The following is a 23,070-nucleotide window of genomic DNA, read 5'->3' as shown; positions in this document are numbered from 1 at the left end:
GTCACGAAGCGTCCGGACAATGAATATTGTTCGAGTAGTTTCTTTTTCGACCAAATTCCATGGAATGAATGCAGCGTTCTTATAAGGCGAAAGCTGATTAATATTCAAATTACCCAAGTTCCGTCATAATCAGCCATCCAATCCTAGATCACGACATCAGAATCTGGATTATCACGATGATAACGCTTCCAGCGACTGGAGGTGCAAGCACTTTTTTTGCTGTCTGGGTTCGGTGTCCATAGTCCCATTATAGCTTTCGCGTCAGCGACCCGCGGAAGAGGCGGCTGGGTTTCGAGAAAGCGTTTCGATGATTTTGCATTCGGAAACCTCGCCGCCCGTGCAGGCCGCGACCACACTTCTCAGTTCGGAACGAAGCGCTTGTAGCCGACTGATGCGCTCGTCCACGGCTCGAAGGTGCCGCAAAGCGATGTCACCCGCCTCGTCACAGCTCTGATCCGGTCTCGCCTTCACGCTTAAAAGCGAGCGTGTTTCATCGATCGAAAACCCCAATTTTCGAGCATGCCGAATAAAGGAAAGGCGCTCGACGTCCTGCTCTTTGTAGGTTCGCTGCCCCGCTGCCGTACGCGCGGCTTCGGGCATCAGTCCGATATCCTCATAAAACCTTATCGTATTGACCTTGGTGCCCGTCGCCTTCGAAAGACCTCCGATAAGCATGAACTCACTCCTCCAGCTCCGAAACCGCGAACCATTCGCAATTTTGGCTTGCTCCTACAGTTGCTAGAGGTGTTACCTAATGCCTCATGTCGAATAACGAAACATCGGATTGCGGCTGCACAGGCGATACGCAAAGAGCAGGCGCAGACCCCGCCTATCGCCGCGCCCTTTGGATCGTCGTATTGCTCAATCTGGGCTTTGGCGTTTTCGAGGCCTTCGGCGGGTTTCTGGCGGACAGCCAAGCGCTCAAGGCCGACGCTCTCGACTTCATCGGCGATGGATCGATCACGCTCATCGGCATCCTTGCTCTTGCGTGGACTGCCCGCACGCGCGCCCGGGTCGCGCTGGCACAGGGCCTGTTTCTGGGCGTACTAGGCCTCGGAGTGATCGGTCTGGCGGCCTGGCGATCGCTTAACGCGGTCGCGCCGGAAGCCGGCTTGATGGGCGGGATCGCCGTCGCAGCCTTGATAGTCAACATCGCGGCGGCGCTTGTGCTGATGCGGTTTCGCGAAGGCGACGCACATGTATCCGCGATCTGGCTGTTCAGCCGCAATGACGCGATCGCCAATGTCGGAGTGATCATCGCTGCTGCCCTGGTCGCCTGGACCGGGCAAGCTTGGCCCGATCTGCTGGTCGCAGCGGTGATCGCCCTGATCTTCCTGCATTCGGCTTACCTCATTGTAAAACGCGCGACCGAAGAACTTCGCGCGCAACATGCTCCGGCTCTCGGAAAGGCCGCCTCCAAATGACGCTACGTGCTTTTGCGGTCCAATTGATCGCTTTCTTGTCGATCGCAGTCGCAATGCCCGCTTCTGCAGGCACGCATGACGCGGTTCAGACGACCTGGCGCCTGCTCGATTACATCGCCGTGGATTACACCGAAGCCGTTAGCGGCGGTGAAGTCACGAACGAGCTGGAGTATGCCGAAATGCAGGAATTTTCTGCCTCGGTAGCCGAACGCATGGCTGCCCTGCCCGCAAACGCGCACCGTGCCCAGCTGGTTGCGGAGGCAGAGGCTCTCGTCGAGTCAATCTCGACGAAGGTGGAGCCTGCTGTCGTCGCACGAGACGCGCGCAGATTGGCAAGCGAGCTGATCGCGGCGTTTCCCGTTCCGCTTGCTCCCGAGGCGGCACCCGACCTCGCGCGAGGTGCCGCGCTGTACGCCCAGAACTGCGCAAGCTGTCATGGCGTGAGCGGAGGAGGCGACGGCCCCGCGGCAGAGGGACTCGATCCCCCGCCAATCGCGTTCGACGACGTCGTCCGTGCCCGCGAGCGAAGCGCTTTCGCGCTCTACCAGGTCATTGGACAGGGTCTGGAGGGAACGGCCATGCCGGGCTTTTCCGATCTCGGGGCGGAAGATCGCTGGAGCCTGGCCTACTATTCAGGGTCGATCGCATTTGAGGATGTGGAGCGCGGCAGACGGATCTGGAACGACGATCCGGAAATCCGGGCGCGTATTCCTGACCTCGCCGCTCTATCCGGCCTTACGCCGGCAACCCTTGGCGAGGCGATCGGAACCGAGCGTGCCGATGCCGTTATGGCCTATTTGCGGGCTCATCCCGAAGCCGTGGCGAGCGATACGACCGGCTCACTCGCTTTGGCACGCAAACGCTTGCAGCAAAGTCTTGCCGCTTACGAAGCGGGTAATGAGGCCGAAGCGCGCGAACTCGCACTCTCGGCCTATCTGGATGGCTTCGAACCATTGGAAGCCGTTTTAAGCACGCGCGATGCAGACCTGCTCGCATCTGTCGAAACCGGCATGGCGGAGCTTCGAGCGGCAATAGGTCGCGGGGATCCGCTGGCCGCCGTCGCCCAAAGGGTGAATGCGCTCGACGTTCTTTTCTACCGCGTCGAGACGGTCCTCGCCCCGGACAATGCCAGCGCGGCGTCGGCATTCGCGGGAGCCTTTGCGATCTTGTTGCGCGAAGGGCTCGAGGCGTTGCTGATCGTGATCGCGATGATCGCGTTCCTGCGCAAGGCCAAGAGGACGGAAGTCTTGCCCTTCGTCCATGGCGGATGGCTGTCGGCCCTTGTCGCCGGTGGCCTGACTTGGGTGGCAGCGACTTACCTGATCGGCATAAGTGGAGCAGGCCGTGAACTCGTGGAGGGGTTCGGATCGCTTTTTGCCGCTCTCGTCCTGCTGTCGGTCGGTATATGGATGCACGGCAAGTCGCAGGCCGGCGAATGGCAACGCTATATCCAGAAAACCATGCAGCACGCTCTCTCGCGCAGATCCGCATGGTTTCTGTTCGGGCTGGCCTTCCTCGTGGTTTACCGGGAAGTCTTCGAGACGATCCTGTTCTTCGCAGCGCTCTGGAGTCAGGGCCATACCGACGCGATTCTTGCTGGCGCTGCCGCCGCAATCGTCTTGCTAGCGCTGATTGCGTGGGCGATGCTTCGCTACAGCCGCCGACTGCCAATTGGAACATTCTTCGCGTATAGTTCGGTTCTGATCGGCATTCTTGCCGTCGTTCTGGCCGGGAAGGGTATTTCGGGGCTCCAGGAAGCCGGATTGTTGGGCATCACTCCGCTTCCGAATCTGCCCCGCATGCCGATTCTGGGCATCGCACCGGCACTTGAGCCAGTGGCGGCGCAAATTCTCACGCTCGCGCTCATCGCGCTGGGTTATTGGCGCAACAGAATGAAAGGCATGCAAGCCCGGGCGCCGCAGGCCGAAACCGGTTGACGACGCTCCGGGCAAGGGAAGCATTATGATCGACAGACGTTCTATTCTGGGCGGTGCAGTGCTTGGCGCAGGTGCACTGGGAATAGCCGCGTATGCCCGGCGCGACCTGTTGACAGACCGGAATACGGCGCTTGCTTCGGTAACCGCGCACTCGCAACTTCTCATTCCTCCTCTTTATTCAGGCGAACGAGATAGTGGCGAGCGGGTTTTCGATCTCAATCTGCGCCACGGCGTCTCGCAATTTTTTGACGGGATCGAAACGCCGACCATCGGCATCAACCAGCCCTATCTCGGCCCCACGCTTGAACTGAACGCGGGCGATACGGTGCGTATGAATATCACGAGCGATCTATCCGAAACGGCGACCGTCCATTGGCACGGTTTTCATCTGCCTGCGCGCGCCGATGGCGGACCGCATCAACCGATCGAGCCAGGAGGCAGCTGGACCGCGCGTTTCGATGTCCGCCAGCGCGCATCGATGTTCTGGTATCATTCGCATGCGCACCGTCGTTCGGGGCCACAGGTCTATCAGGGTCTGGCCGGAATGATTTATGTCCGGGACAGCGAGAGCGAGGCGTTCGACCTTCCCAACGATTATGGCATCGATGATATACCGCTGGTCGTTCAAGACCGCGCGTTCGCGAGCGATGGAAGCTTCATTTACTCCACGCGAATGCATAATATCATGATGGGAATGATGGGTGACACGATGCTGGTCAACGGCGTCGTCGAGCCCGTCTTCGAGGCAAAGTCCGATCGTTTGAGGCTGCGACTAGTCAATGGCTCGAACGCACGCTTTTACCGTTTCGGGTTCGACGATGGCCGCAGCTTCCATCAGATCGGAACCGACGGCGGTTTGCTCACTGCGCCGCTGCCAACCGACAATGTTGTTCTCGCTCCCGGCGAACGCGCGCAGGTAATCGTCGATGTCAGCGATGGAAGGCCGGTTTCGCTGCTTGCGGACGGGCTCGAAATCATGGGTATGGGAAATATGGGCCGGGGAATGAGAGGGTCCGGACCCGTGGGCGATTCCGACCGGCCGACGGACAATTGGATGATGGGCGACCGAGGCGGCCGTGGCGGTATGATGGGCGAAGAGGAGCGTCGCGATGGGATGATGGGCGGCATGATGGATGAAAGGCGTCGCTTTATCGTGCTGGATATCCAGCCGGCCGCGAGCCGCAGGCGGGCGATCGCTATGCCTCGCCAGCTCGCTACTTTGCCTCAGGTCGATCCGGGCAATGCCGTTCGCACGCGCCGTTTTGTTCTCGATATGGGCATGGGAATGCGCATGATGCGTGGAGGTGGTTTCACCATCAACGGCAAATCGATGGATATGCAGCGTATCGACGAGACAGTACGGGTCAATACCACCGAAATCTGGCAGGTCGAGAATGCCTCGATGATGGCGCATCCGTTCCACATCCACGATGTGCAGTTCCGTATCCTCGACCGGAACGGCAGGGCCCCTGATGCGACGGAACAGGGGCTAAAGGACACGGTTGTCGTCTATCCGGGCGAAGCCGTGCGGCTCCTTTTGCGGTTCGAGGACTATACCGACCCGGATTTGCCTTACATGTATCACTGCCACATCCTCGAGCACGAAGACGCCGGCATGATGGGGCAATTCACCGTCACAGCCTGAATCAGTAACCGGGCAGAAGACCTGCCACCGACGGCCTCCAGGCCCTCACCAATGCGAGAACCATTTCATGAAAGCATCCGATCTTCTTGTCGCCGCGTTGGAAGCCGAAGGCGTCGAGTATATCTTCGCGGTTCCGGGCGAAGAAAACCTCGATCTTCTGGAGTCGCTGCGCACCTCGTCGATCCGTCTGATCGTTACCCGGCACGAGCAAGGGGCAGGGTTCATGGCGGCAACCTACGGTCGCCTTACCGGTAACGCCGGCGTATGCCTTGCCACGCTGGGACCAGGGGCGACAAACCTCACGACGCCCGCAGCTTATGCCGCTCTGGGCGCTTTCCCGCTGGTCATGATAACCGGCCAGAAACCCATCAAGGTCTCGAAGCAAGCACAGTTCCAGATCGTCGATGTCGTCTCGCTTTTTACCCCCTTGTGCAAGATGGCGAAGCAGATCGTAAATGGAGAGCGGATTCCCTCGCTCGTACGAGAGGGTTTCAGGAGAGCTCAGGAAGAGCGGCCCGGTGCAGTTCTGCTGGAGCTGCCCGAAGACATTGCCGAGGAAGAAACCTCCGAACCTGTCGTGGCGCCCCACCCCCGACAATATGCGGTGGCCGGAGATGCCGCGCTAGACGAAGCCGCCGAGCGTATTCTGGCCGCCGATCGCCCGCTGCTACTGGTTGGTGCCGGGGCCAACCGACGTAGCGCTTGTAAGGCGCTCCGAAAGTTCGTCGACGACACCCAATTTCCGTTTTTCAATACGCAAATGGGCAAGGGAGTGCTTGATGAGGCAAGCCCCCTGTATCTTGGAACGGCGGCTCTATCATCGGATGACTATGTTCATTGCGCCATCGATCGCGCAGACCTGATCGTCAATATCGGCCATGACGTGGTCGAGAAACCGCCCTTTTTCATGGAGCCTGACGGACGCACTGTTATCCATATAAATTACAAGGCCGCAGAGGTCGACCAGGTCTATTTCCCGCAGCTGGAAGTCATCGGCGATATTGCCGGATCTGTCGAGCGACTGGGAAACCGGCTGCGCGGCAAACACCCTAGTGACCCGGCAGCCTACGCCAAAGTCCATGAGGACATCGCGGCGCACATCCGCCAAGGCAGCGACGATGGCCGCTTTCCGATGGTGCCCCAGCGCATCGTTGCAGATGTACGGGCGGTCATGGGCCGCGACGACATCGTCGCACTCGACAACGGCATCTACAAGATCTGGTTCGCCCGCAACTATATCGCGCATGAGCCGAACACGATTCTGCTCGACAACGCGCTGGCGACGATGGGAGCGGGTCTCCCCTCGGCGATGATGGCAGCGATGCTGTCGCCCGAGCGCCGCGTGCTCGCCGTATGCGGCGATGGCGGGTTCATGATGAATTCGCAGGAGGTGGAAACCGCGGTCAGGCTCGGCCTCAACCTCGTCGTACTCATCCTCAATGATTCCGCTTACGGTATGATCCGGTGGAAGCAGGAAGAACTTGGCTTTCCCGATTACGGTCTGAGCTTCGCCAACCCCGACTTCGTTACCTATGCGAAGAGTTATGGTGCGACGGGCCACCGGATCGAAAGCAGCGAAGCACTGGTACCGACCTTGAATGAAGGGTTTGAAAGCGGCGGCGTTCACCTTGTCGACTTGCCGGTGGATTACTCCGAGAACCGCAAGGTTCTGATCGATGAACTCAAGGCGATGGAGTGTCCCCAATGACGTGGCAGGTCCTCAATCCCTACGACCAGGAATGCATTGGCAGCGTTGAGCTGGTCGACTGGCCGCAAGTCGATCGTTGGCTCGACGAGGCGCGCGCGCTGCACGAAGACCGACAAGCGCGGCTCCCCGCGCATGAACGCATCGCCATCCTGCAGCGCGCCATCGGGCTGATGCGCGAGCGCGCGGAGACACTGGCAATGCAGATTGCGCTCGAGGGCGGTAAACCCATCGTCGACGCGCGCGTGGAAACCAGTCGCGCCATTCAGAGCGTCGAATTGTGCATACACGAATTGTTCGCCAGCGGCGGGCGCGAAATCCCGATGGACCTGACGCAGGCGGGGGCAGGACGCAAAGCCTATACCTTCCGTGAGCCGATTGGGCCGGTCGTGGCGATCTCCGCTTTCAATCATCCTCTGAACCTGATCGCCCATCAGGTGGGACCGGCAGTCGCAAGCGGATGCCCTGTTCTGGTGAAACCGGCCAAGGACACGCCCCTTTCCTGCAAGAGCTTCGTCGAAATCCTTTATGAAGCCGGACTCGATGAAAGTTGGTGCCGTTTCGTGCCGTGCTCGGACGGGGTCGCCGAACAAATGGTCATCGATTCGCGGACGGCATTTTTCTCCTTCATCGGTTCGGCCAGAGTTGGCTGGATGCTCCGCTCCAAACTGGCGCCGGGCACCCGCCTGGCACTGGAACACGGTGGCGCGGCTCCAGTCCTCGTCGATGAGGGCGTCGCAAGCGGCAAGGTAATTCCTCCTCTCCTGAAAGGCGGCTTTTATCATTCTGGACAAGTCTGCGTCTCGGTGCAGCGCGTGTTCGTTCCGCGCGCCGAACTGCCGGACTTCGCTGCCGAGCTCGCTGAGGGAGCAGAAGCGCTGACTGTGGGCGATCCGACCAAAGCGGAAACCCAATGCGGTCCGCTCATTCGTCCTGCCGAAGTCGACCGCGTCGCATCCTGGGTCGATGCAGCCGTTCAGGGCGGCGCCAGGCTCGCCGCAGGGGGTAAGCGCATGGGTTCCACCCTTTACCAGCCCACGGTCCTTGTCGATCCGCCGTGCGACGCCGATGTATCGCGCAAGGAAGTGTTTGGCCCTGTGGTCTGCATTTACGGATACGACGACGTCGATGCTGCGATCGGCCAAGCGAACGCGCTTCCCTACGCCTTTCAGGCGGCTGTGTTTACCGACCGAATGTCCTGGGCCGATTACTGCGTCGAAACGCTGGCCGCGTCAGCCGTAATGGTCAACGATCATACCGCATTTCGCGTCGACTGGATGCCGTTCGCAGGACGTCGGCAGTCGGGCCTCGGAACAGGCGGTATAGGTTACACGATGGCCGATATGAGCGAAGAAAAGATGGTGGTCGTGAATGCACCATCCAGCGTCCGATGACCTTGAGCGCGGCGAAACGGCTTGCGCCCCTCTTGATACTGGCCGCCTTCGGCCTCGATCAATTGTCGAAAACCTGGGCGCATTCTTTGGTTGGTTCGGGTAACGTGATCGCAGTGTTCCCGGGCTTCAATCTAGTCGCCATCGCCAATAGCGGCGTGGCTTTCGGACTGGCCGGTGGAGCAGCCCCCGTGATCCTTATCGCGATCGGCGTTCTGCTTTCGGGCATGCTCGGGATTTGGCTGATGAGAACCCGATCCCCCATCCATGCGCTCGGCTTGAGCCTGGCGATTGGCGCTCGTCTGGCCCGGGCACGGTGTGTTCGAAGGCGCGGATCGGTATGTCCCGCGCAAGGGCACGCCGCAATAGCTCGGTGCCGGTCTTCCCGCCTGCACCGAAGACAGCGATGGGCCTCGTATCGGTCATCTGCTTGTTCCTGTTAAGACAGGTGTGGGCGACGAACGGAGGAGCTGCGGGCGCACGGGGTAGCCAACGGCCCGCCCATGCGCCCTGCCAGTATCAGGCTCCGCCTGCCGGACAGGTGGTATATCCCCAGAACCCGAACTCGTCCTTCATCCGGGGTCCGACGACGATCATCTCCTGCATTTGCAGACCCGCATCGCCTTCATCATCCAGCATGCGGGTCCTGATCCGAAGCTCGCCATTCGAATAGCTGCCGGTGCCATCGGCGGTGACGGGGATCAATTTGCCATTGATCTTGATCGCACCGCCCCCGTCGCCGTCATATACAAACGAGGGAAAGGCTACTTCGGTCAGACGAAACTGGCAGGCCTGTCCTGCGCCCAGAGCAGCAAGGTCCGCGTCATTCATAGTCCCGGGAAGCATGAGGCCCGGGTCAACATTTGCCAGTGCACTGGCCGCGTCCTCGATCGGCGCGGCAGTGGCAGGCGGGTCGAGCTGGGCTTCGCGGTCGTTGCCCGGAGCGGTGTTCGAATTGCAGGCGGCGAGCGGCAGCGCGATGAGCGCCGTTAAAGCTATCTTGTTCATGGCTGCATCTCCTCGGGCAGGCGTTCTTCGGTCCGAGGACCGTTCTGCTCGATATCGTCTATGAGATATTTCATCTCGGCGATCTCGCGGCGCTGGGCGACGATGATTGCCTTGGCGAGTTCGCGAACGCGCGGATCCTTGAGGCTGGCCCGTTCGCTGGTCATGATCGCGATCGAGTGGTGCGGGATCATCGCTGCCATATATTCGGTGTCGTCGACGGTGGTCTGGCTGCGTACCAGCCAAAGTGCGAGCGCGAACACAAAGGCGCCGACGCCCAGAATGATAAAATTCTTGGTCCGGTCCTTGTACATGCCCCACATGAAGAGGAGCATGACGACCATCATCATCGCGCCCATGACAAACATCATCCAGAAGCGCGTTTCACTCCAGAAGACATCGTCAATGGTGAAGGTGTTGGCATACATCAGGAAGAACATGATGACGGTCGAAGTCGATACCATGGCCATGAACCGCCAGTAGTTGCCGCCCCCTCCCTTGTCCGAGTGGGTCGTCTTTTCGGTCATGCTTCTTCTCCTTTGTGCATCATGGTCCAGAATAGCTGCGCCGAGCAGCTGATGAGAGCGAAGCCGGTGAGGGCCTCGACGCCGGCGAGAACCCGCAGGTGCTCGGTTGGGAAAATGTCCGCCAAACCAAGCGTCGTCACGTTGATCAGAGAAAAATAGAAATAGTCCATCGCGGTCATCGCGCCGGCCTGCCGGAAGCCGCCCAGACCCAGCTCCTCGCCGATCCAGAAGCCGGCGGCGAAGAACGCCGCTACGGTCAGATGCGAGAAAAGAACGAGCAGCGCGATGCCCAGCTTGTGCAGAAGGCTGCAGTTTTGCTCGAGCAGCGTATGGCCCGCATTCAGTATGACGAGGTGCGAGCCCACCGATATCAGGAACAGCGAGGTCGCCAGGATTAAACCGAGGATCATGTAAAGACCTTGAGACCCATCCAGAGCCCCATCCCCATCATGAACAGGTTCTCTGTCAGCGAGACGAAACCGAGCGGGACGTTGCTGCTACCTCCGACGCAAGCGCATTTGAGCTCACGCTTGTCGATGTAGACAGCCTTGAAGACGCTGACAGCGCCGACGGTGCCGATGAATAATGCCAGCGGGGCAGAAAGCCAGGTCAGTGCGCCCGCGGTCATGAGAATGCCGGCAGCGGCTTCGCCGAACGGATAGACGAAGCCATAGGGCACCCAGCGCCGTGCGAGTAGATCGTAGTTGAGGAACATGGTCGAGAAACTGCGCACGTCCTGAAGCTTCTGGACGGCGAGCAAGGTCATCGAGAGGCTGACGAACCACTCCGCGGCCCGAACGGTGAAGAGGTCGTCAAAAAACGCCCAGCTCAGCCCGAGCGCGAGCAGCAGCGCGACCGCGAAAATCGCAATGACAGGCTGATAGCTGGTTTCGCCTTCCTCGGGCTGCGAGCGGCTTTTGCCGAAGAACTCGCGGACATCGTCATAGCCGCCAATGCGCTTGCCTTCCATAAAGGTCTGCGGCGTGGTCTCGACGTCGTGCTTGTCCTTGAACGCGTCGGTTTCCTCCCTGCTGGTCAGGTGATGATCGTCGACCTCGAAGCCTTGCCGCTTGAGAAGATCGACCGTTTTGATGCCATAGGGACAGACATGATCCTCCATCACCATCCGGTAAACACTCGCAGTTTTCATGCCTTTACAGCCCCTTGTTCACACGCACAGCCTGGGGCTGCTTGTTCAATTCCAATGTTCGTTTCGCGTTTTCGTTTCATCGTTCTTCGAAAGAGAAACGATGTTTGTCGCAATCGCCGACATTCCTCCCGCGAATCTCTTTCTGCCGGTCGATCGCGCGGCCTGGTACGGACAAGATGGACAAACTTCCGGTATTCCGATTGCAGCCGAAGGAATAAAGACGGGCGGGGCGGCGCGAAATTACGGCGCCGCCTCAAAAATATTTATCTGAGCTGCCAAACAGCCAATGTTGCGCTCAAGGACGGTCGTGATCGCCGCTTCCGCTCTCGACCTTGTTTTCAATAGAATCTGTGTTCGTCTCCCTGCGCTGGCCGGACAGAAATATCCATTCCGCCACGAACACGGCCGCGATTCCGATCACCGCATAGGAAACCACGGCCGGATCGCTCTTGAGTTTGGCGGCCGTAAATGCGGCGAGCACAACGGCGTCGGCCGCCAGCGCGGTGAGCAGGACGGAAGCGCGGGCGCCGATCTCTTTGCGAAGACTGCGAAACACGCCCCAATGGACGAGCATGTCCATGACAAGGTAGAAGAAGGCGCCGAGCGAGGCGATGCGGGAAAGGTCGAACAGGACCGCCAGTGTGCCGGCTATGACGACCGTATAGACCAGCATGTGGCTACGGATGCCGCCCTTCATTCCGAAATGGCTGTGGGGGATCATCTTCATCTCGGTCAGCATTGTCAGCATCCGCGAGACGGCGAACACGCTCGCAATGACCCCCGACGTAGTCGCCGAGATGGCAATCGCTACGGTGAAATAGAACCCGAGATCTCCCAATGCGGGGCGCGCTGCCGCGGCCAGGGAATAGTCACGCGCCTGAACGATCTCGCCGATGCTGAGACTGGAGCCAACGGCCAAGGCGACGAGCAGATAAACCACGATGCACACGGCAATCGAGATCATGATTGTGCGACCGACATTCTTGTGCGGATCGACGATTTCTCCGCCACTGTTGGTGATGGTTGTAAACCCCTTGAATGCAAGGATCGAGAAGGCCACCGAAGCGAGCAATGCTTCGCCGTTCGACAAGGAAGCAGGCTCGGTAAAGGCGCCTGCGAACAGTCCGCTGGCCCAGATCGCCGCAACTGCGAACACCGCTATCCCGCCAACCTTTATCGCCGACATAACGAGCGAAAACCCGCTTACCGATCTATTGCCCGCGGCGTTGACCAGATAGGCGAAAACGATGAGTCCCAGCGCCAAGCCCGATATCAGCAATGCGTTTTCTTCGAGCCCAAACGGACGCAGCGCATAGGTCGCGAAGGTTCGCGCCACCAGGCTCTCATTGATAACCATCGACATGGCCATCAGCACTGATGCGGAGGCCGCGACGACACCCGGACCATAGGCCTTTTGCAGGATCATCGCGATGCCACCCGACGATGGCCAGGCATTCGACATCTTGATGTAGCTGTATGATGCGAGCGCGGTGATGAGCGCGCCTGCGACGAAGGAGAGGGGGAAGAGAGGGCCGGCAAGCTCCGCGATCTGACCGGTGAGCGCAAAAATGCCCGCACCGATCATGACGCCAGTCCCCATGGCAACGCCGCCAAGCAGGGTGATGCTGCTCTTGTTCAGATTATCTTCGTGCGCCGAATGGTTATCCATGCGGTTTACCTTTCTATGGCTTGCGTCGCGCTGCCATCTTCCACAGGCGACCGGCCCTGCCGCAATGCGGAGGCATTGAGGCATGGATCAGGGATGGCGATTTGTTCGATTGTCGAATGTTCACAGCTTCGCACTACGAAGTCTGAGCGAGTTCAGGACTACCGATATGGAGGACGCACTCATCGCAAAGGCTGCGAACATTGGGCCAATCAGGATGCCGAAGAAAGGATAAAGAACACCGGCCGCGACGGGCACGCCCGAGGCGTTGTAAATCAGCGCAAAAAACAGATTTTGCCGAATATTGCGCATCGTAGCCCGGGCAAGCTTGCGGGCCCGGACGATCCCGTCGAGATTGCCTCTAACGAGCGTAATCCCCGCACTTTCGATCGCGACATCCGCGCCGGTTCCCATCGCAATGCCGACATCTGCCTGGGCAAGCGCCGGAGCGTCGTTAACCCCGTCGCCGGCCATGGCCACCTTGGCACCGCCTTCCTGCAATTCACGGATGAGCCGCGCCTTGTCCGCGGGAAGAACGCCTGCGCGAATGTCGTCGATACCAAGGCGGGCGGCAACCGCCTGCGCCGTCCGCTCATTGTCGCCGGTCGCCATAATGATCGTAAGGCCGAGCTTGTGCAGGTCCTTGATCGCCGCAGGAGTGGTTTCCTTGACCGGGTCGGCAACGCTGATGAGGCCAGCAATCTTGCCTGCCACGATCACGAACATGACGGTTTCGCCTTCGTCGCGGCGCGCATTGGCCTTTTCGCTGAGCGTGGCACCTTCCAAACCGAGGTCTGACAGGAGCGCAAGGTTACCCAGCGCGACGCGTTTACCGGAAACCGTGCCCATGACGCCTTTACCGGTTACGGCCTCGAACTCGCTGGCGGCTTCCATCGCGACGCCGCGTTCTTCGGCGCCGCGCACGATCGCTTCTGCGAGCGGGTGCTCCGACCCGCGCTCGAGCGACGCCGCCAGGCTCAACACCTCGATTTCATCGTGGCCCTCTTCGGGCATAACCGCGACGAGCCTTGGGCGCCCCTCGGTCAGCGTACCCGTCTTGTCGACGATCAGCGTATCGATTTTCTCGAAGCGCTCGAGCGCTTCGGCGTTCTTGATCAGAACGCCCGCCTGCGCCCCTCTTCCTGTCGCGGTCATGATCGACATCGGCGTCGCCAGGCCGAGAGCGCAGGGGCAGGCGATGATCAGTACCGCAACTGCAGCAATGAGGGCATAGGCAAGCGCTGGTGCGGGGCCCCAGATCGCCCAGGCGATGAAGGCGAGCACGGCTATGCCGATAACCGCGGGGACGAACATGCCGGCCACCTTGTCGGCGTACTTCTGGATCGGCGCGCGCGAGCGCTGTGCGGCCGCAACCATTTCCACGATCTGCGCGAGCATGGTGTCTGATCCGACACGTTTCGCTTCGATCACCAGGCTGCCTGTTCCGTTGATCGTTGCCCCGGTCACGGCGTCGCCCTCGACCTTTTCGACCGGGACTGGTTCACCGGTGATCATGCTTTCGTCGATCGACGAGCGGCCTTTGAGCACTACACCGTCAACGGGCACCTTGTCGCCTGGGCGGACCCGCAATTGGTCGCCAACAGCCACGTGCTCAAGGGGGATTTCTTCTTCAGTGCCGTCTGCCCTGATGACGCGGGCGGTTTTGGCTGCAAGATCAAGGAGAGCGCGAATGGCCTTACCGGTGCCTTCACGCGCGCGCAGCTCCATGACTTGGCCGAGGAGCACAAGCGTAACGATAACGGCCGCGGCTTCGAAATAGACGCCGACATGTCCCTCTGGATCGCGAAAGCCATCCGGGAAGATGTCCGGTGCCAGGACGGCGACGACACTGAAAATCCATGCGGCGAGAACGCCCATGCCGATGAGCGAGAACATGTTGAGGTTCCAGGTGCGGAACGAATTCCAGCCCCGTTCGAGAAACGGCCATCCGCTCCACAACACGACCGGTGTACCGAGCACCAGTTCAATCCATAGGGTGGCCCGCTCGCCAAATATTTCGCGCACGCCCGGCCAGCCCACATAGGGGCCCATCGTGAGAACAAGCAGCGGCAAGGTGAGGATGGCGCCGACCCAGAAACGCCTTGTAAAGTCGACGAGCTCCGGGTTCGGTCCGTCATCGACCATGGCCGCGGATTCGAGTTCGAGACCCATGCCGCAGATCGGGCACGACCCCATCTTTGGCTGCCGGACCTGCGGGTGCATAGGGCAGGTATAAACCGGTCCGTCATAACCAGCGGGAACGAGATCGTAGCGGCCATCATCGCCAGCAACGGCTTCGCCGTGGCCGCTATGGCTGCAATTAGAATGGTCCATCATAGTCTCCCTGGATCTGGCCAAAGGTGTGCCAGTGTTCCGCCGACAAGGCCGAACCGAGCTGACAGGCGGCGTACCCCGCTGAAAGTGACAGCGTGAAACGGGGAACGAGATCAACCCGACTTGCCGATTTATGGCAGAGGATCATCTCATGCCTGCCGTGCATATTCTTTTCCGCGCTGCGAAAGGTGAGTGTGCGCTTCGCGCGCATCCAATTCCCGTGTACTGTTGCCGGCGCGGAGCAAGAAGCGCGCCACTCCATTGTCGAGAAAATAGATCGGTTCGAGGCTCTTTTGTGCGATCACGCGGCAAACAGTTCGGCCATCGAGATCGTGAAAGTAACAATGGATCAGGGCGCAGGCGTTACCGCCGAGTGCTGATCGTATCGCGTCCATCAGCACGCGCTCGAACCCGTCCTTATTGGGGTGCTTGAGAGTCTTCAGATCGGCCTCGATTCCTACGATGCCCCCGCTATCGTCGACGCCGATGAGCAGCGTGCCGCCATCATTGTTGAGAAATCCGGCAATCGTTTTGAACACGACCTGTTGAAGGCTTCGATTTGCGCGCTGTTCACGCGTACCCCAACGCAGCGACGATTTGAATTCCAGCTGTGCGCCCTCGCCTCGGGCGATGAGCAGCGGCAGCTCTTCGGCCAATTGATGCTCCAGAGAGCGGATTATCTGGCGATCTGCCATGAGCCGCAGATGATAAAGACCAAACGTCAGGCCGATTGCGCCGCCGATCACCGCGAAAGCCAGGCTCATGGGCAGCATTTCGATTTCAAATGCCGCGCTCAGTCGATCGACCGCCGAGCCCAACTGCTCAGCAAATGGCACGCTCGCCGCTGCTGCCCCTCCAGACCCATAAACGAGCGCGGTGAGCGGATGAAGGATTAAGATGCCCAGCACTGGCCCGATAACCGTATGCAGGAACAATTCCCTCTTTTTGCTGAAAGACGAACCGGAAAAGGGTAAGCTGTGCATTGTCATAGGCTTTGCGACCTGTGCGGAATTCGCGGCAGCGGATAAATCCACATTGCCGGTTCTTCACCCGATCCTTTTTCTGAAATAGCGGACGAGCGGGACCCCTAGGATCGCGATATACCAGCCATAGAGAAAGCTGCCGATAGCCCCGGCGAAGAAGCCAGGCCATGTCAACCAATCGAAGCCTGGCAGCAAAGGCGCCCATGCTTCATGCATATGGAAAGTATCGGGCGCGATCAGGCCAAAGGCCACGCAGAGCAGATAGGTAATCAGCAGTAAGACGCTGAAAGCCCAGCCCCAGGCAAGGATTGAACCTTTCGTCGTCGCATTGGTCATCTTTGCCTCCGTCGTATACTATAGGGGGGTATAGTGTATTGCGAACTGCTTTGCAACTGTGTCAAAAGCAGTCAGGAATGAACTCGGCGTCTGGAGAGAACGGCATGAGCGATGATCAAAACCCCAAGTTTCGTGATGTCTTGACCCGAATGCGCAAGATCGAGGGGCAGGCGCGAGGAATATCGAGAATGATGGAAGAAGAGCGCTATTGCGTCGATATCCTGCAGCAGATCCTCGCGCTCGAAGCCGCCGCGCGCGCCGCCAGGACCAAAGTACTCGACATCCATACCAAGCACTGCATCGAACAGGCGCTCTCATCGAACAACAAGGCCGATCAATCGGAGAAGATCGCCGAACTTCTCACTCTCATCGAGCGCATGGCCCGTTAGACCGTCTGGAGCCGATTGAATTGTCGGCTCCAGACGCCAAAGGCTGGTCAGTCGTGCTTGTGTTCGGTCTGCGGCTTTTCAGCCTCGGCGGCCTTTTTCTTGCCATGGCCGGACTGGCCATGGTCCATTTTCGAATGGTCCATCTTGGAATGGTCCATCATCTGGCATGACATTTTTCCGTCCTTGTCCTTCTTCATCATACCCTGCATTTTCTTGCCATCGAGCATCATCTCGCACATTTTGGGCTTTTCAGAAGGGGCCTCCTGAGCAAGGACCGGGCTTGCCGAGAAAGCAAGCGCGCCAGTGACGGTGAGGATCATTTTCATCATTATTCTCCAAAAGTTGGGGGCGTTTTCTTGCCCGTTCAGGGGTAACTTGCGAAAACCGTACGGCCGCCGGGCCCAAAGGCGATGACGTCATAGGGTTGCACACGGTTCTCGTATTCCATGCCAGGTGAGCCCAGCGGCATGCCGGGAACGGCAAGTCCGGAAACGCCTGCCGGGCGCTCGCGCAGCAATTTTGAGATTGCTTCTGCCGGGACGTGACCTTCGATGACATATCCCTCGATCACCATCGTATGGCACGACCACAGATCGGAAGGTACGCCCTTGTCGGCTTTCACCGAACCCATGTCAGTGGTGTCGACAGTCGCAACCTCGGCGTCCATGCCGTTCTCGAAATGGTTGGCCCATTTGAGGCAGCAGCCGCAGCCGGGATCGCGATACATCGTGTAGGTGGCCGCCTGGGCAACGTTCGAACAGGCGGCAATTACCAGGAGGGCTGTTGCGGCGAACGAGTTGCGAAAGCGCTTTCGCGCAAACGTGCGGGTCATGTATGGGGACCTTTCTTGTAGCCGTGCCAGAGCGATATCGCTCCGGTGGCGGTCGGGAAGACGTGAAGCCTTTCGGCGTCGGTGAAAATTTCGGCAAGCTGCCGCTCCAGGATACCGTCGGCATTGGGCTGCGTGTCTTCGACACCGTCGAGCTGCTGCACCGTGGCGCGGAAAAGCTTGCGCATAAGGGCGGAGTCCTGAGCCATATAGTCGGCAATCAGCACCATGCCTCCGGGCTGGAGCAGATCGTGCATCTGCTCCAGGATTGCCCGCTTTTCACCCAGCGGAACCTGATGAAAGACGAGGCTGCTGACGATCTTGTTTGGCTGCCATCGCGCGGTCAGGTCGAGGGTATCGAGAAAGCCATTGTGCCAACGGATCAGATCCGCCCCGGCGCCAAACTTGCGACGCGCGATGGCCAGTGCTGCCGGATCGGGCTCAACGCCGGCGAGACCCGCCTGCGGACAGCTGATCATGAGATCGCGAAGCAAGGTGCCGGTTCCGCACCCAACATCGATAAGATGATCGCCGGGCGCAAGATTGGCGGCGCGGACAACCGCGCGCCGCCATGTCCGCTCACGCGTAAACAAGGCGATGGTGAGGTCATAGACCGGGGTCAGCCAAGCTTTGCCAAGGGCTGGCGTGAAGGCTCGGTCGCCTTGAGGAGCGGCTACCCGTCCCACCTACATGATGCCCATATGATTGGGCCCGTGCACCATCTCCCCGCCGAAATAGCCTTGTACGATGAGCGCCGCAGCGATCAGCGCCAGAAGCAAGCGCAGCGCGCCTCTCCCCTTTCCGCGCGCAGCAACCCACCAGGCGAGGAGGCTCAATATGGCAATCGTCGTGCCGTTCCAGCGGTGAATGGCGAGATTTTCCGACCGGTCCAGCAGTCGCCATCCACCCGCAAACCATCCGAGCAAAGCCGCAACGACCGCCCCGATCGCGCCGCCGGCTACGAGAAACCGGATCGTCGTCTCAAGCCCCAAGGTCGGGCGCACCATCAAGGCGAGTTCGGCGAGTGCGGCGACGAGGAGAAGCGCAATCGGGAAATGCGCCGCGACCGGATGAAGGCGCGACAGAAGGTCCTCTGCCGAGGTCAGGCGGTTTTCCGTGATTTTCTGCTGCATCATGTCTTCAGGCGACATGGACTGCTGCGCGTTCGGCCTGTCCATCTCTTCCCCGGGCGGCGCAAGCTCGCCGGCATGGGCGTCGTCCGGCATGGCCATACCCTCCTCCATCGCCAGCATTTCAGCGTCGGACATATTGTCCTGATGCCCTTCATGCGCGTGCAAGGGTGCCGAAAGCAGAAAGGCTGCGAAGAGGGCGGCGAGGCCAAGGCGGGTGAATATGCTCATATGCCTTGATACGCGCGAGAATATCATACCCCTCAAATATTTTTTTGAGGGCTTCGGCGGGCTGTGGCGTAAAGGAGTTACAATAGTTAGAGGTTGCCTATGTCAGATTATCCTTCCCTCGATGCTTCGCTCAAACAGCTGGCCGCGCATGATATTGTGCATGACCCGTCAGACTTCATGGATGGTGTCTGGCAGCGCGCCGGACAGCTTGGCGAGGTTGCCGATCGCCGCCGGCGTGCCGCGCTCTTTTGCAGCCTGTTCGTCATCGGCCTTGGAGCAGGCTTCGGCACGACCATCATGCCCTACAATCAGGGCTCAACTGCGAGTTCCGCCTATAATGATTTTGCGTCGAACGAGCACCTTTCTCCCGCCGCTCTCCTGCATGTCGGGAGCTAGACTTTGACGAACGGACGCCTCCTGCTTGCCGTTCTTCTTGCCGGGCTCGCGGGATGTTTGGGGGCGATCGCGGCTGATCGCTGGCTCAGCCACGAAGACAATGGCAGCCTGCACCAGTTCGTGCACGAGGAACTGGTTTTGACCGAAGACCAGAACGCGCGCCTCGAGACCCTGGAAGCCCGCTTCGCCGTCGAGCGTGCTGAACTTGAGTCATCGCTGCGCGCGGCAAATGCGAGGCTCGCTCAGGCGATGGCCGACGAGCACGAATATGGCCCCGAAGTGAGCGCGGCGATTGACGATGTGCATGGACGGATGGGCGAATTGCAGAAAGCCACGGTCCAACACGTCTTCGACATGCGCGAGATACTCGAGCCCGAGCAGCAGCGCCTGTTCGATCGGAAGGTCTCCGAGGCGCTCACCAGCAATTCGCGTAATTAGGCTTCCGTGACGCAGGCGCAAAGCCGGTCCGAGACCGCCCTGGTCGAAGATGCCCGCAGGGGCAGCAAGGCAGCATATGGGACGCTGGTCGAACCCCATATAGCGCGGCTTATTGCTTTGGCGACACGCATGCTTGCGTCTCCGCATCAGGCCGAAGACGCTGTTCAGGACGGGCTTGCTTCGGTCTGGGTCGCCCGGCACCGCCTCGACCCGGACCGTCCTGTTGGCCCTTTTTTGACGACAGTCGTGCTCAACAAATGCCGCGACAGGCTGCGCAAACGCAAAACGGCGCGCTTTTTCGGATTGGGCGCGGAATCTGAAACACTGGCGATTGTTGACGACAGCCCCGATCCGCAAGAGATCGCGATGCAGCGCCAGGAATTGCGAATGCTCCTGGAGCAAATCGAGCGTCTTCCGATCCGTCTTCGCGAAGCGCTCATATTGGTCAGTATCGACGGACGCAGCCAGGCGGAAGCCGCCGAACTTCTCGGCGTGTCGGAAAAGGCAATCGAGACCCGCATCTATCGTGCCCGGCAAAAATTGCGCGACCGCCTGGAAAATTTTTGAGGGGTAGAACCGGGCCCTTCGTAGTTGAGGGTGTATCGTTCATACAGGAGCTTTCGATGGTCGCGATCAATCGCCGTAATTTTCTGGGGTCTAGCGCAAGCGGGGTCGGAATGCTTGGCCTTGCCGGTGCAATGCCCGCGTGGGCACGCGGAGGTCTCGATGGCACGATCGCGCGCCGCGGGAGCGACGTTCTGTCCGGCGAACATCTTACAATGAGCGTCGCCGACACGACCTTCACCACTGGCTCGCGCCGCGGGCCGGGTGTTGCCGTGAATGGCACCATCCCAGGACCCTTGGTGCGCCTCAAGGAAGGCCAGAACCTGACGGTCGATCTCCTCAATCGGAGTTCGCATGGCACTTCCATTCACTGGCACGGATTGCTCGTACCCTTCCTTATGGACGGTGTACCCGGGGTGAGCATGGCGGCTGTTGAGCCGGGCGATACCTATCGTTACCAGTTTCCCATCCGCCAGTCGGGCACCTATTGGTGGCACGCGCATACGCTGCAGGAGCCGCTTGGCCATTACGGCCCCCTGATCGTCGACCCGATCGAGCCCGAACCATATGAATACGACCGCGACTATGTTGTCATGCTGTCCGACTGGTCGACCATGAGTCCCTATTCGATCATGAAGAAACTCAAGGTCGCCGAGGGCTACTTCAACTATGGCAAAACCACCTGGACCGACGACTACGACATGAGCGGCGAAGAGCGCCGAATGTGGGCGCGCATGCGGATGATGCCGACCGACATCTCCGACGTGAGCGGCGCGACCTACACCTTCCTCATCAATGGTCACGGGCCGGAAGACGATCTCGAATACCTTTTTCAGCCGGGAGAGAGGGTCCGCTTGCGCTTTATCAACGGCGCCGCGATGACCTATTTCAATATCCGCATCCCTGGCCTGCCGATGACCGTGGTTCAGGCCGATGGCCAAAACGTACAGCCGGTCGAGACCGACGAGTTCCAGATCGGTGTTGCTGAAACCTACGACGTGATCATCGAGCCGCGCGGCGAGGCTTATTCGCTCGTCGCCGAGGCCATTGATCGCTCGGGCATGGGCGTGGCGACCCTTGCCAGTCGCCCCGGCGCCCGGGCCAGCGTCCCGCCCCTGCGCAAACCGCCGCTTCTCACCATGACCGATATGGGCATGGCCGGGCACGGCGATAGCGCAGGCGCTGCTGGAGACGGGCATGCGGGTCACGGTGCCGCGGCGAGCATGGATCAAAGCGCGGGTGGCATGGCCGGAATGGATCATGGCTCCAGCGGTGGATCCGAAATGGCTGGGATGGCCGGCATGTCGGGTATGAACATGCGCGATACATCACTGCTTCCACCCAATGTGAAAGTTGGTCCAGGGATCGACTCGGTTGCCATGAATCCTATCGACCGGATGGGTTTTCCTGGCCTCGGGCTCGACGATGTGAGCCACCGCGTGCTCAACTACAACCAGCTTATCGCCGCCAAGCCCAATACCGACAACCGGCGTCCGAGCCGGCTCAAGACGATCCATCTAACCGGCAATATGGAGCGGTATATGTGGTCGTTCGACGGGAAGAAGTTCGACGAGATCACCGAGCCGATTCAATTTGCCTATAACGAGCGCGTGCGCGTCAAGCTCATCAACAACACCATGATGGCGCATCCGATCCATTTGCACGGACACTTCTTCGAACTCGTGAACGGGGCTCCGGCCGACCGTCAACCGCTCAAACATACGCTGACGGTCCAGCCCGGCGGCAGCGCGCAATTCGACCTGACCGCCAATGAACGGGGCGACTGGGCGTTCCACTGTCATCTCTTTTACCACATGCATAACGGAATGTTTCAGGTGGTGACGGTCCGACCGCTCGAGGGAGGAGAAGGCTGATGAAGCGCGCGACCATGATGATCGCCCTCCCCCTGCTGGCACTTCCGAGCGCAGTCTGGGCACAGCAGCATGATCACGGCACGCAGGCTGCCGAACCGCAGAGCCAGGCCGGGCAAGCTGCTCAAGACGACGAGGCTGCGAGCGAGGCGCACGATCACCATGCGCCGGATCAACCTCAGATGGATCACTCCCGGACGCAGCATCCTCAGGAGGAGGTTGAGAACCCGGAGGTTATGGATCATTCGAACATGGATCATGGGGCAGCCCAGCATGGCGCGATGCCCATGACCGGCAAGGAGGATGAGGGCGGCATGTCGCAAATGGATCATTCCGCGATGGGCCATGGAGCATCCGCCGACCATATGGCGATCCCGGAAGGCCCTCCCCCGCCTGAAGCGCTACAGGGCCCCGCCTTTGCCGCCGATGCCTTTGTCGGCGCAGAGGAAATGGCTGCGTCTCGGGCGGCCGTCACCAAGGAAGTGAGCGGAACGCCGGTATTCTGGTTTCAGGGCGACCGGCTCGAATACCGCCTGCGCGAGGGCGACGACGGCTATTTGTGGGACGTCCAGGGTTATTATGGCGGTGACTACAACAAGTTCTGGTTCAAATCCGAAGGCGAAGGCAGCTTCGGCGAGACCATTGAAAGCGCCGAAGTGCAGGCGCTTTGGAGCCGTGCCATTGCGCCTTTCTTCGATTTTCAGGCGGGCGTGCGGCAGGATTTTACTGGGCCTGAACGCACCCATGCGGTTGTGGGCATCCAAGGGCTCGTTCCCTATGAGTTCGAGGTCGATGCAGCAGCATTTCTGTCGAACAAGGGCGATCTTACCGCACGAATTGAAGGTGAAATCGATCAGTTCATCACACAGCGTCTGATCGTGCAGCCGCGCGCCGAAATCGCGCTGTCAGCACAGGACATTCCCGAACTCGGGATCGGCTCGGGGATCGATACGATCGAGGTCGGCATTCGCCTGCGCTACGAATTCGCGCGCGAATTCGCGCCCTATATCGGCATCGACCAGGAATGGAAGATCGGCAACAGCCGCGATTTCGCAAGGGCCGCCGGCGAGGACCCCAGCGTAACGAACTACGTCGTCGGCGTGCGGTTCTGGTTTTAGG

Annotated in this window: 26 protein-coding genes; 12 read left to right on the top strand and 14 right to left on the bottom strand. The window is 59.9% G+C overall.

Translation table 11 applies throughout. The features are described 5' to 3' along the window. Nucleotides 1-261: 261 nt before the first annotated feature. Nucleotides 262-675 carry a helix-turn-helix domain-containing protein gene (locus ABJ205_RS02245; protein WP_050600446.1) on the bottom strand — a complete coding sequence of 138 codons (414 nt, stop codon included), beginning with the start codon at nt 673-675 and terminating at the stop codon, nt 262-264. Nucleotides 676-761: 86 nt separating this feature from the next. Here ABJ205_RS02245 and ABJ205_RS02240 point away from each other — a divergent pair, with 86 nt between their 5' ends. The 5 genes from ABJ205_RS02240 (at nt 762) to ABJ205_RS02220 (ending at nt 8,105) form a co-directional block, all read left to right on the top strand. Continuing rightward, a complete protein-coding gene (locus ABJ205_RS02240; RefSeq protein ID WP_348035539.1) occupies nt 762-1,424 on the top strand; it encodes a cation transporter in 663 nt (220 codons plus the stop codon). Next, a complete protein-coding gene (locus tag ABJ205_RS02235; RefSeq protein ID WP_348035537.1) occupies nt 1,421-3,361 on the top strand; it encodes a cytochrome c/FTR1 family iron permease in 1,941 nt (646 codons plus the stop codon). The genes ABJ205_RS02240 and ABJ205_RS02235 overlap by 4 nt, the downstream gene beginning before the upstream one ends. Before the next feature lie 25 nt (nt 3,362-3,386). After that, nucleotides 3,387-5,006 (top strand): multicopper oxidase domain-containing protein, encoded by a 1,620-nt coding sequence (locus tag ABJ205_RS02230; RefSeq protein WP_103022921.1) that lies wholly within the window; start codon nt 3,387-3,389, stop codon nt 5,004-5,006. A 67-nt stretch (nt 5,007-5,073) separates the two neighbouring features. Beyond that, complete coding sequence (locus ABJ205_RS02225) at nt 5,074-6,714, top strand: acetolactate synthase large subunit (protein ID WP_348035535.1); 1,641 nt, start codon at nt 5,074-5,076, stop codon at nt 6,712-6,714. Next, on the top strand, nt 6,711-8,105 hold the full coding sequence (locus ABJ205_RS02220) for an aldehyde dehydrogenase family protein (protein WP_348035534.1): 1,395 nt from the start codon (nt 6,711-6,713) through the stop codon (nt 8,103-8,105). Before ABJ205_RS02225 ends, ABJ205_RS02220 begins: the two co-directional genes overlap by 4 nt. Before the next feature lie 195 nt (nt 8,106-8,300). Here ABJ205_RS02220 and ABJ205_RS02215 read toward each other — a convergent pair whose 3' ends face one another. From ABJ205_RS02215 to ABJ205_RS02195, 5 genes are all read right to left on the bottom strand, one after another. After that, nucleotides 8,301-8,528, bottom strand: coding sequence for a hypothetical protein (locus tag ABJ205_RS02215; protein WP_348509979.1), 228 nt, complete (start codon nt 8,526-8,528; stop codon nt 8,301-8,303). 93 nt (nt 8,529-8,621) lie between these two features. Further along, nucleotides 8,622-9,110, bottom strand: coding sequence for a DUF6692 family protein (locus ABJ205_RS02210; protein WP_103022917.1), 489 nt, complete (start codon nt 9,108-9,110; stop codon nt 8,622-8,624). After that, entirely contained in the window at nt 9,107-9,634 is a 528-nt protein-coding gene (locus ABJ205_RS02205; protein WP_047822772.1) for a DUF305 domain-containing protein, read from the bottom strand. Before ABJ205_RS02205 ends, ABJ205_RS02210 begins: the two co-directional genes overlap by 4 nt. Further along, the gene (locus ABJ205_RS02200; RefSeq protein ID WP_047822771.1) at nt 9,631-10,044 is read right to left on the bottom strand and encodes an ion channel; all 414 of its coding nucleotides are present in this window, start codon (nt 10,042-10,044) and stop codon (nt 9,631-9,633) included. The genes ABJ205_RS02205 and ABJ205_RS02200 overlap by 4 nt, the downstream gene beginning before the upstream one ends. After that, nucleotides 10,041-10,784 carry a glutaredoxin gene (locus ABJ205_RS02195; protein WP_047822768.1) on the bottom strand — a complete coding sequence of 248 codons (744 nt, stop codon included), beginning with the start codon at nt 10,782-10,784 and terminating at the stop codon, nt 10,041-10,043. The genes ABJ205_RS02200 and ABJ205_RS02195 overlap by 4 nt, the downstream gene beginning before the upstream one ends. A gap of 100 nt (nt 10,785-10,884) precedes the next feature. Here ABJ205_RS02195 and ABJ205_RS02190 point away from each other — a divergent pair, with 100 nt between their 5' ends. Continuing rightward, the gene (locus tag ABJ205_RS02190; RefSeq protein WP_156320139.1) at nt 10,885-11,055 is read left to right on the top strand and encodes a hypothetical protein; all 171 of its coding nucleotides are present in this window, start codon (nt 10,885-10,887) and stop codon (nt 11,053-11,055) included. Between the two features lie 24 nt (nt 11,056-11,079). Here the strand turns inward: ABJ205_RS02190 and ABJ205_RS02185 are convergent, their stop codons facing one another. From ABJ205_RS02185 to ABJ205_RS02170, 4 genes are all read right to left on the bottom strand, one after another. After that, complete coding sequence (locus tag ABJ205_RS02185; RefSeq protein WP_046904117.1) at nt 11,080-12,453, bottom strand: APC family permease; 1,374 nt, start codon at nt 12,451-12,453, stop codon at nt 11,080-11,082. A 120-nt stretch (nt 12,454-12,573) separates the two neighbouring features. Then, nucleotides 12,574-14,787: a copper-translocating P-type ATPase gene (locus tag ABJ205_RS02180; RefSeq protein WP_253520415.1), complete on the bottom strand. Its 2,214-nt coding sequence runs from the start codon at nt 14,785-14,787 to the stop codon at nt 12,574-12,576. A 146-nt stretch (nt 14,788-14,933) separates the two neighbouring features. Then, on the bottom strand, nt 14,934-15,767 hold the full coding sequence (locus tag ABJ205_RS02175) for an ATP-binding protein (RefSeq protein WP_348051887.1): 834 nt from the start codon (nt 15,765-15,767) through the stop codon (nt 14,934-14,936). A 63-nt stretch (nt 15,768-15,830) separates the two neighbouring features. Then, the gene (locus ABJ205_RS02170; RefSeq protein ID WP_046904115.1) at nt 15,831-16,103 is read right to left on the bottom strand and encodes a hypothetical protein; all 273 of its coding nucleotides are present in this window, start codon (nt 16,101-16,103) and stop codon (nt 15,831-15,833) included. 104 nt (nt 16,104-16,207) lie between these two features. Here ABJ205_RS02170 and ABJ205_RS02165 point away from each other — a divergent pair, with 104 nt between their 5' ends. Next, entirely contained in the window at nt 16,208-16,492 is a 285-nt protein-coding gene (locus ABJ205_RS02165; RefSeq protein WP_046905158.1) for a metal-sensitive transcriptional regulator, read from the top strand. Between the two features lie 47 nt (nt 16,493-16,539). Here the strand turns inward: ABJ205_RS02165 and ABJ205_RS02160 are convergent, their stop codons facing one another. The 4 genes from ABJ205_RS02160 to ABJ205_RS02145 are packed head-to-tail and all read right to left on the bottom strand — an operon-like array spanning nt 16,540 to nt 18,682. Then, on the bottom strand, nt 16,540-16,821 hold the full coding sequence (locus ABJ205_RS02160; RefSeq protein ID WP_348035528.1) for a hypothetical protein: 282 nt from the start codon (nt 16,819-16,821) through the stop codon (nt 16,540-16,542). Between the two features lie 35 nt (nt 16,822-16,856). Next, on the bottom strand, nt 16,857-17,324 hold the full coding sequence (locus ABJ205_RS02155) for a DUF411 domain-containing protein (protein WP_046904113.1): 468 nt from the start codon (nt 17,322-17,324) through the stop codon (nt 16,857-16,859). Continuing rightward, on the bottom strand, nt 17,321-18,007 hold the full coding sequence (locus ABJ205_RS02150; RefSeq protein WP_103022912.1) for a class I SAM-dependent methyltransferase: 687 nt from the start codon (nt 18,005-18,007) through the stop codon (nt 17,321-17,323). Before ABJ205_RS02150 ends, ABJ205_RS02155 begins: the two co-directional genes overlap by 4 nt. Continuing rightward, nucleotides 18,008-18,682 carry a DUF2231 domain-containing protein gene (locus tag ABJ205_RS02145; protein WP_053059237.1) on the bottom strand — a complete coding sequence of 225 codons (675 nt, stop codon included), beginning with the start codon at nt 18,680-18,682 and terminating at the stop codon, nt 18,008-18,010. Nucleotides 18,683-18,781: 99 nt separating this feature from the next. Between ABJ205_RS02145 and ABJ205_RS02140 the strand changes: the two genes are divergently transcribed. Genes ABJ205_RS02140 through ABJ205_RS02120 form a run of 5 tightly spaced genes read left to right on the top strand, consistent with a single transcriptional unit; the run spans nt 18,782 to nt 23,069 of the window. Further along, nucleotides 18,782-19,078: a hypothetical protein gene (locus tag ABJ205_RS02140; RefSeq protein ID WP_046904111.1), complete on the top strand. Its 297-nt coding sequence runs from the start codon at nt 18,782-18,784 to the stop codon at nt 19,076-19,078. 3 nt (nt 19,079-19,081) lie between these two features. Continuing rightward, nucleotides 19,082-19,516: a periplasmic heavy metal sensor gene (locus ABJ205_RS02135; protein WP_103022911.1), complete on the top strand. Its 435-nt coding sequence runs from the start codon at nt 19,082-19,084 to the stop codon at nt 19,514-19,516. A 6-nt stretch (nt 19,517-19,522) separates the two neighbouring features. Next, entirely contained in the window at nt 19,523-20,083 is a 561-nt protein-coding gene (locus tag ABJ205_RS02130) for an RNA polymerase sigma factor (protein ID WP_047822753.1), read from the top strand. 56 nt (nt 20,084-20,139) lie between these two features. Beyond that, nucleotides 20,140-21,954: a copper resistance system multicopper oxidase gene (locus ABJ205_RS02125; RefSeq protein WP_348035524.1), complete on the top strand. Its 1,815-nt coding sequence runs from the start codon at nt 20,140-20,142 to the stop codon at nt 21,952-21,954. Next, nucleotides 21,954-23,069, top strand: coding sequence for a copper resistance protein B (locus ABJ205_RS02120; protein WP_120108463.1), 1,116 nt, complete (start codon nt 21,954-21,956; stop codon nt 23,067-23,069). Before ABJ205_RS02125 ends, ABJ205_RS02120 begins: the two co-directional genes overlap by 1 nt. The last annotated feature ends 1 nt before the right edge of the window (nt 23,070 follow it).

It is taken from the genome of Erythrobacter sp. (genome assembly GCF_039988855.1).
In the GTDB taxonomy this organism is placed as follows: Bacteria; Pseudomonadota; Alphaproteobacteria; order Sphingomonadales; family Sphingomonadaceae; genus Erythrobacter.
Note: the sequence above shows the minus strand (reverse complement) of the source record. Positions and strands in the feature narration are given on the sequence as shown.

What these genes read in the sequence shown, in the direction of transcription:
- ABJ205_RS02230 (WP_103022921.1), top strand. Translation starts at nt 3,387, where the DNA reads ATGATCGACAGACGTTCTATTCTGGGCGGTGCAGTGCTTGGCGCAGGT.
- ABJ205_RS02195 (WP_047822768.1), bottom strand. Translation starts at nt 10,784, where the DNA reads ATGAAAACTGCGAGTGTTTACCGGATGGTGATGGAGGATCATGTCTGT.
- ABJ205_RS02170 (WP_046904115.1), bottom strand. Translation starts at nt 16,103, where the DNA reads ATGACCAATGCGACGACGAAAGGTTCAATCCTTGCCTGGGGCTGGGCT.
- ABJ205_RS02145 (WP_053059237.1), bottom strand. Translation starts at nt 18,682, where the DNA reads ATGAGCATATTCACCCGCCTTGGCCTCGCCGCCCTCTTCGCAGCCTTT.
- ABJ205_RS02210 (WP_103022917.1), bottom strand. Translation starts at nt 9,110, where the DNA reads ATGAACAAGATAGCTTTAACGGCGCTCATCGCGCTGCCGCTCGCCGCC.
- ABJ205_RS02175 (WP_348051887.1), bottom strand. Translation starts at nt 15,767, where the DNA reads ATGCACAGCTTACCCTTTTCCGGTTCGTCTTTCAGCAAAAAGAGGGAA.
- ABJ205_RS02185 (WP_046904117.1), bottom strand. Translation starts at nt 12,453, where the DNA reads ATGGATAACCATTCGGCGCACGAAGATAATCTGAACAAGAGCAGCATC.
- ABJ205_RS02190 (WP_156320139.1), top strand. Translation starts at nt 10,885, where the DNA reads ATGTTTGTCGCAATCGCCGACATTCCTCCCGCGAATCTCTTTCTGCCG.
- ABJ205_RS02140 (WP_046904111.1), top strand. Translation starts at nt 18,782, where the DNA reads ATGTCAGATTATCCTTCCCTCGATGCTTCGCTCAAACAGCTGGCCGCG.
- ABJ205_RS02120 (WP_120108463.1), top strand. Translation starts at nt 21,954, where the DNA reads ATGAAGCGCGCGACCATGATGATCGCCCTCCCCCTGCTGGCACTTCCG.
- ABJ205_RS02245 (WP_050600446.1), bottom strand. Translation starts at nt 675, where the DNA reads ATGCTTATCGGAGGTCTTTCGAAGGCGACGGGCACCAAGGTCAATACG.
- ABJ205_RS02180 (WP_253520415.1), bottom strand. Translation starts at nt 14,787, where the DNA reads ATGATGGACCATTCTAATTGCAGCCATAGCGGCCACGGCGAAGCCGTT.
- ABJ205_RS02220 (WP_348035534.1), top strand. Translation starts at nt 6,711, where the DNA reads ATGACGTGGCAGGTCCTCAATCCCTACGACCAGGAATGCATTGGCAGC.
- ABJ205_RS02200 (WP_047822771.1), bottom strand. Translation starts at nt 10,044, where the DNA reads ATGATCCTCGGTTTAATCCTGGCGACCTCGCTGTTCCTGATATCGGTG.
- ABJ205_RS02240 (WP_348035539.1), top strand. Translation starts at nt 762, where the DNA reads ATGTCGAATAACGAAACATCGGATTGCGGCTGCACAGGCGATACGCAA.
- ABJ205_RS02160 (WP_348035528.1), bottom strand. Translation starts at nt 16,821, where the DNA reads ATGATGAAAATGATCCTCACCGTCACTGGCGCGCTTGCTTTCTCGGCA.
- ABJ205_RS02125 (WP_348035524.1), top strand. Translation starts at nt 20,140, where the DNA reads ATGGTCGCGATCAATCGCCGTAATTTTCTGGGGTCTAGCGCAAGCGGG.
- ABJ205_RS02215 (WP_348509979.1), bottom strand. Translation starts at nt 8,528, where the DNA reads ATGACCGATACGAGGCCCATCGCTGTCTTCGGTGCAGGCGGGAAGACC.
- ABJ205_RS02235 (WP_348035537.1), top strand. Translation starts at nt 1,421, where the DNA reads ATGACGCTACGTGCTTTTGCGGTCCAATTGATCGCTTTCTTGTCGATC.
- ABJ205_RS02155 (WP_046904113.1), bottom strand. Translation starts at nt 17,324, where the DNA reads ATGACCCGCACGTTTGCGCGAAAGCGCTTTCGCAACTCGTTCGCCGCA.
- ABJ205_RS02165 (WP_046905158.1), top strand. Translation starts at nt 16,208, where the DNA reads ATGAGCGATGATCAAAACCCCAAGTTTCGTGATGTCTTGACCCGAATG.
- ABJ205_RS02205 (WP_047822772.1), bottom strand. Translation starts at nt 9,634, where the DNA reads ATGACCGAAAAGACGACCCACTCGGACAAGGGAGGGGGCGGCAACTAC.
- ABJ205_RS02225 (WP_348035535.1), top strand. Translation starts at nt 5,074, where the DNA reads ATGAAAGCATCCGATCTTCTTGTCGCCGCGTTGGAAGCCGAAGGCGTC.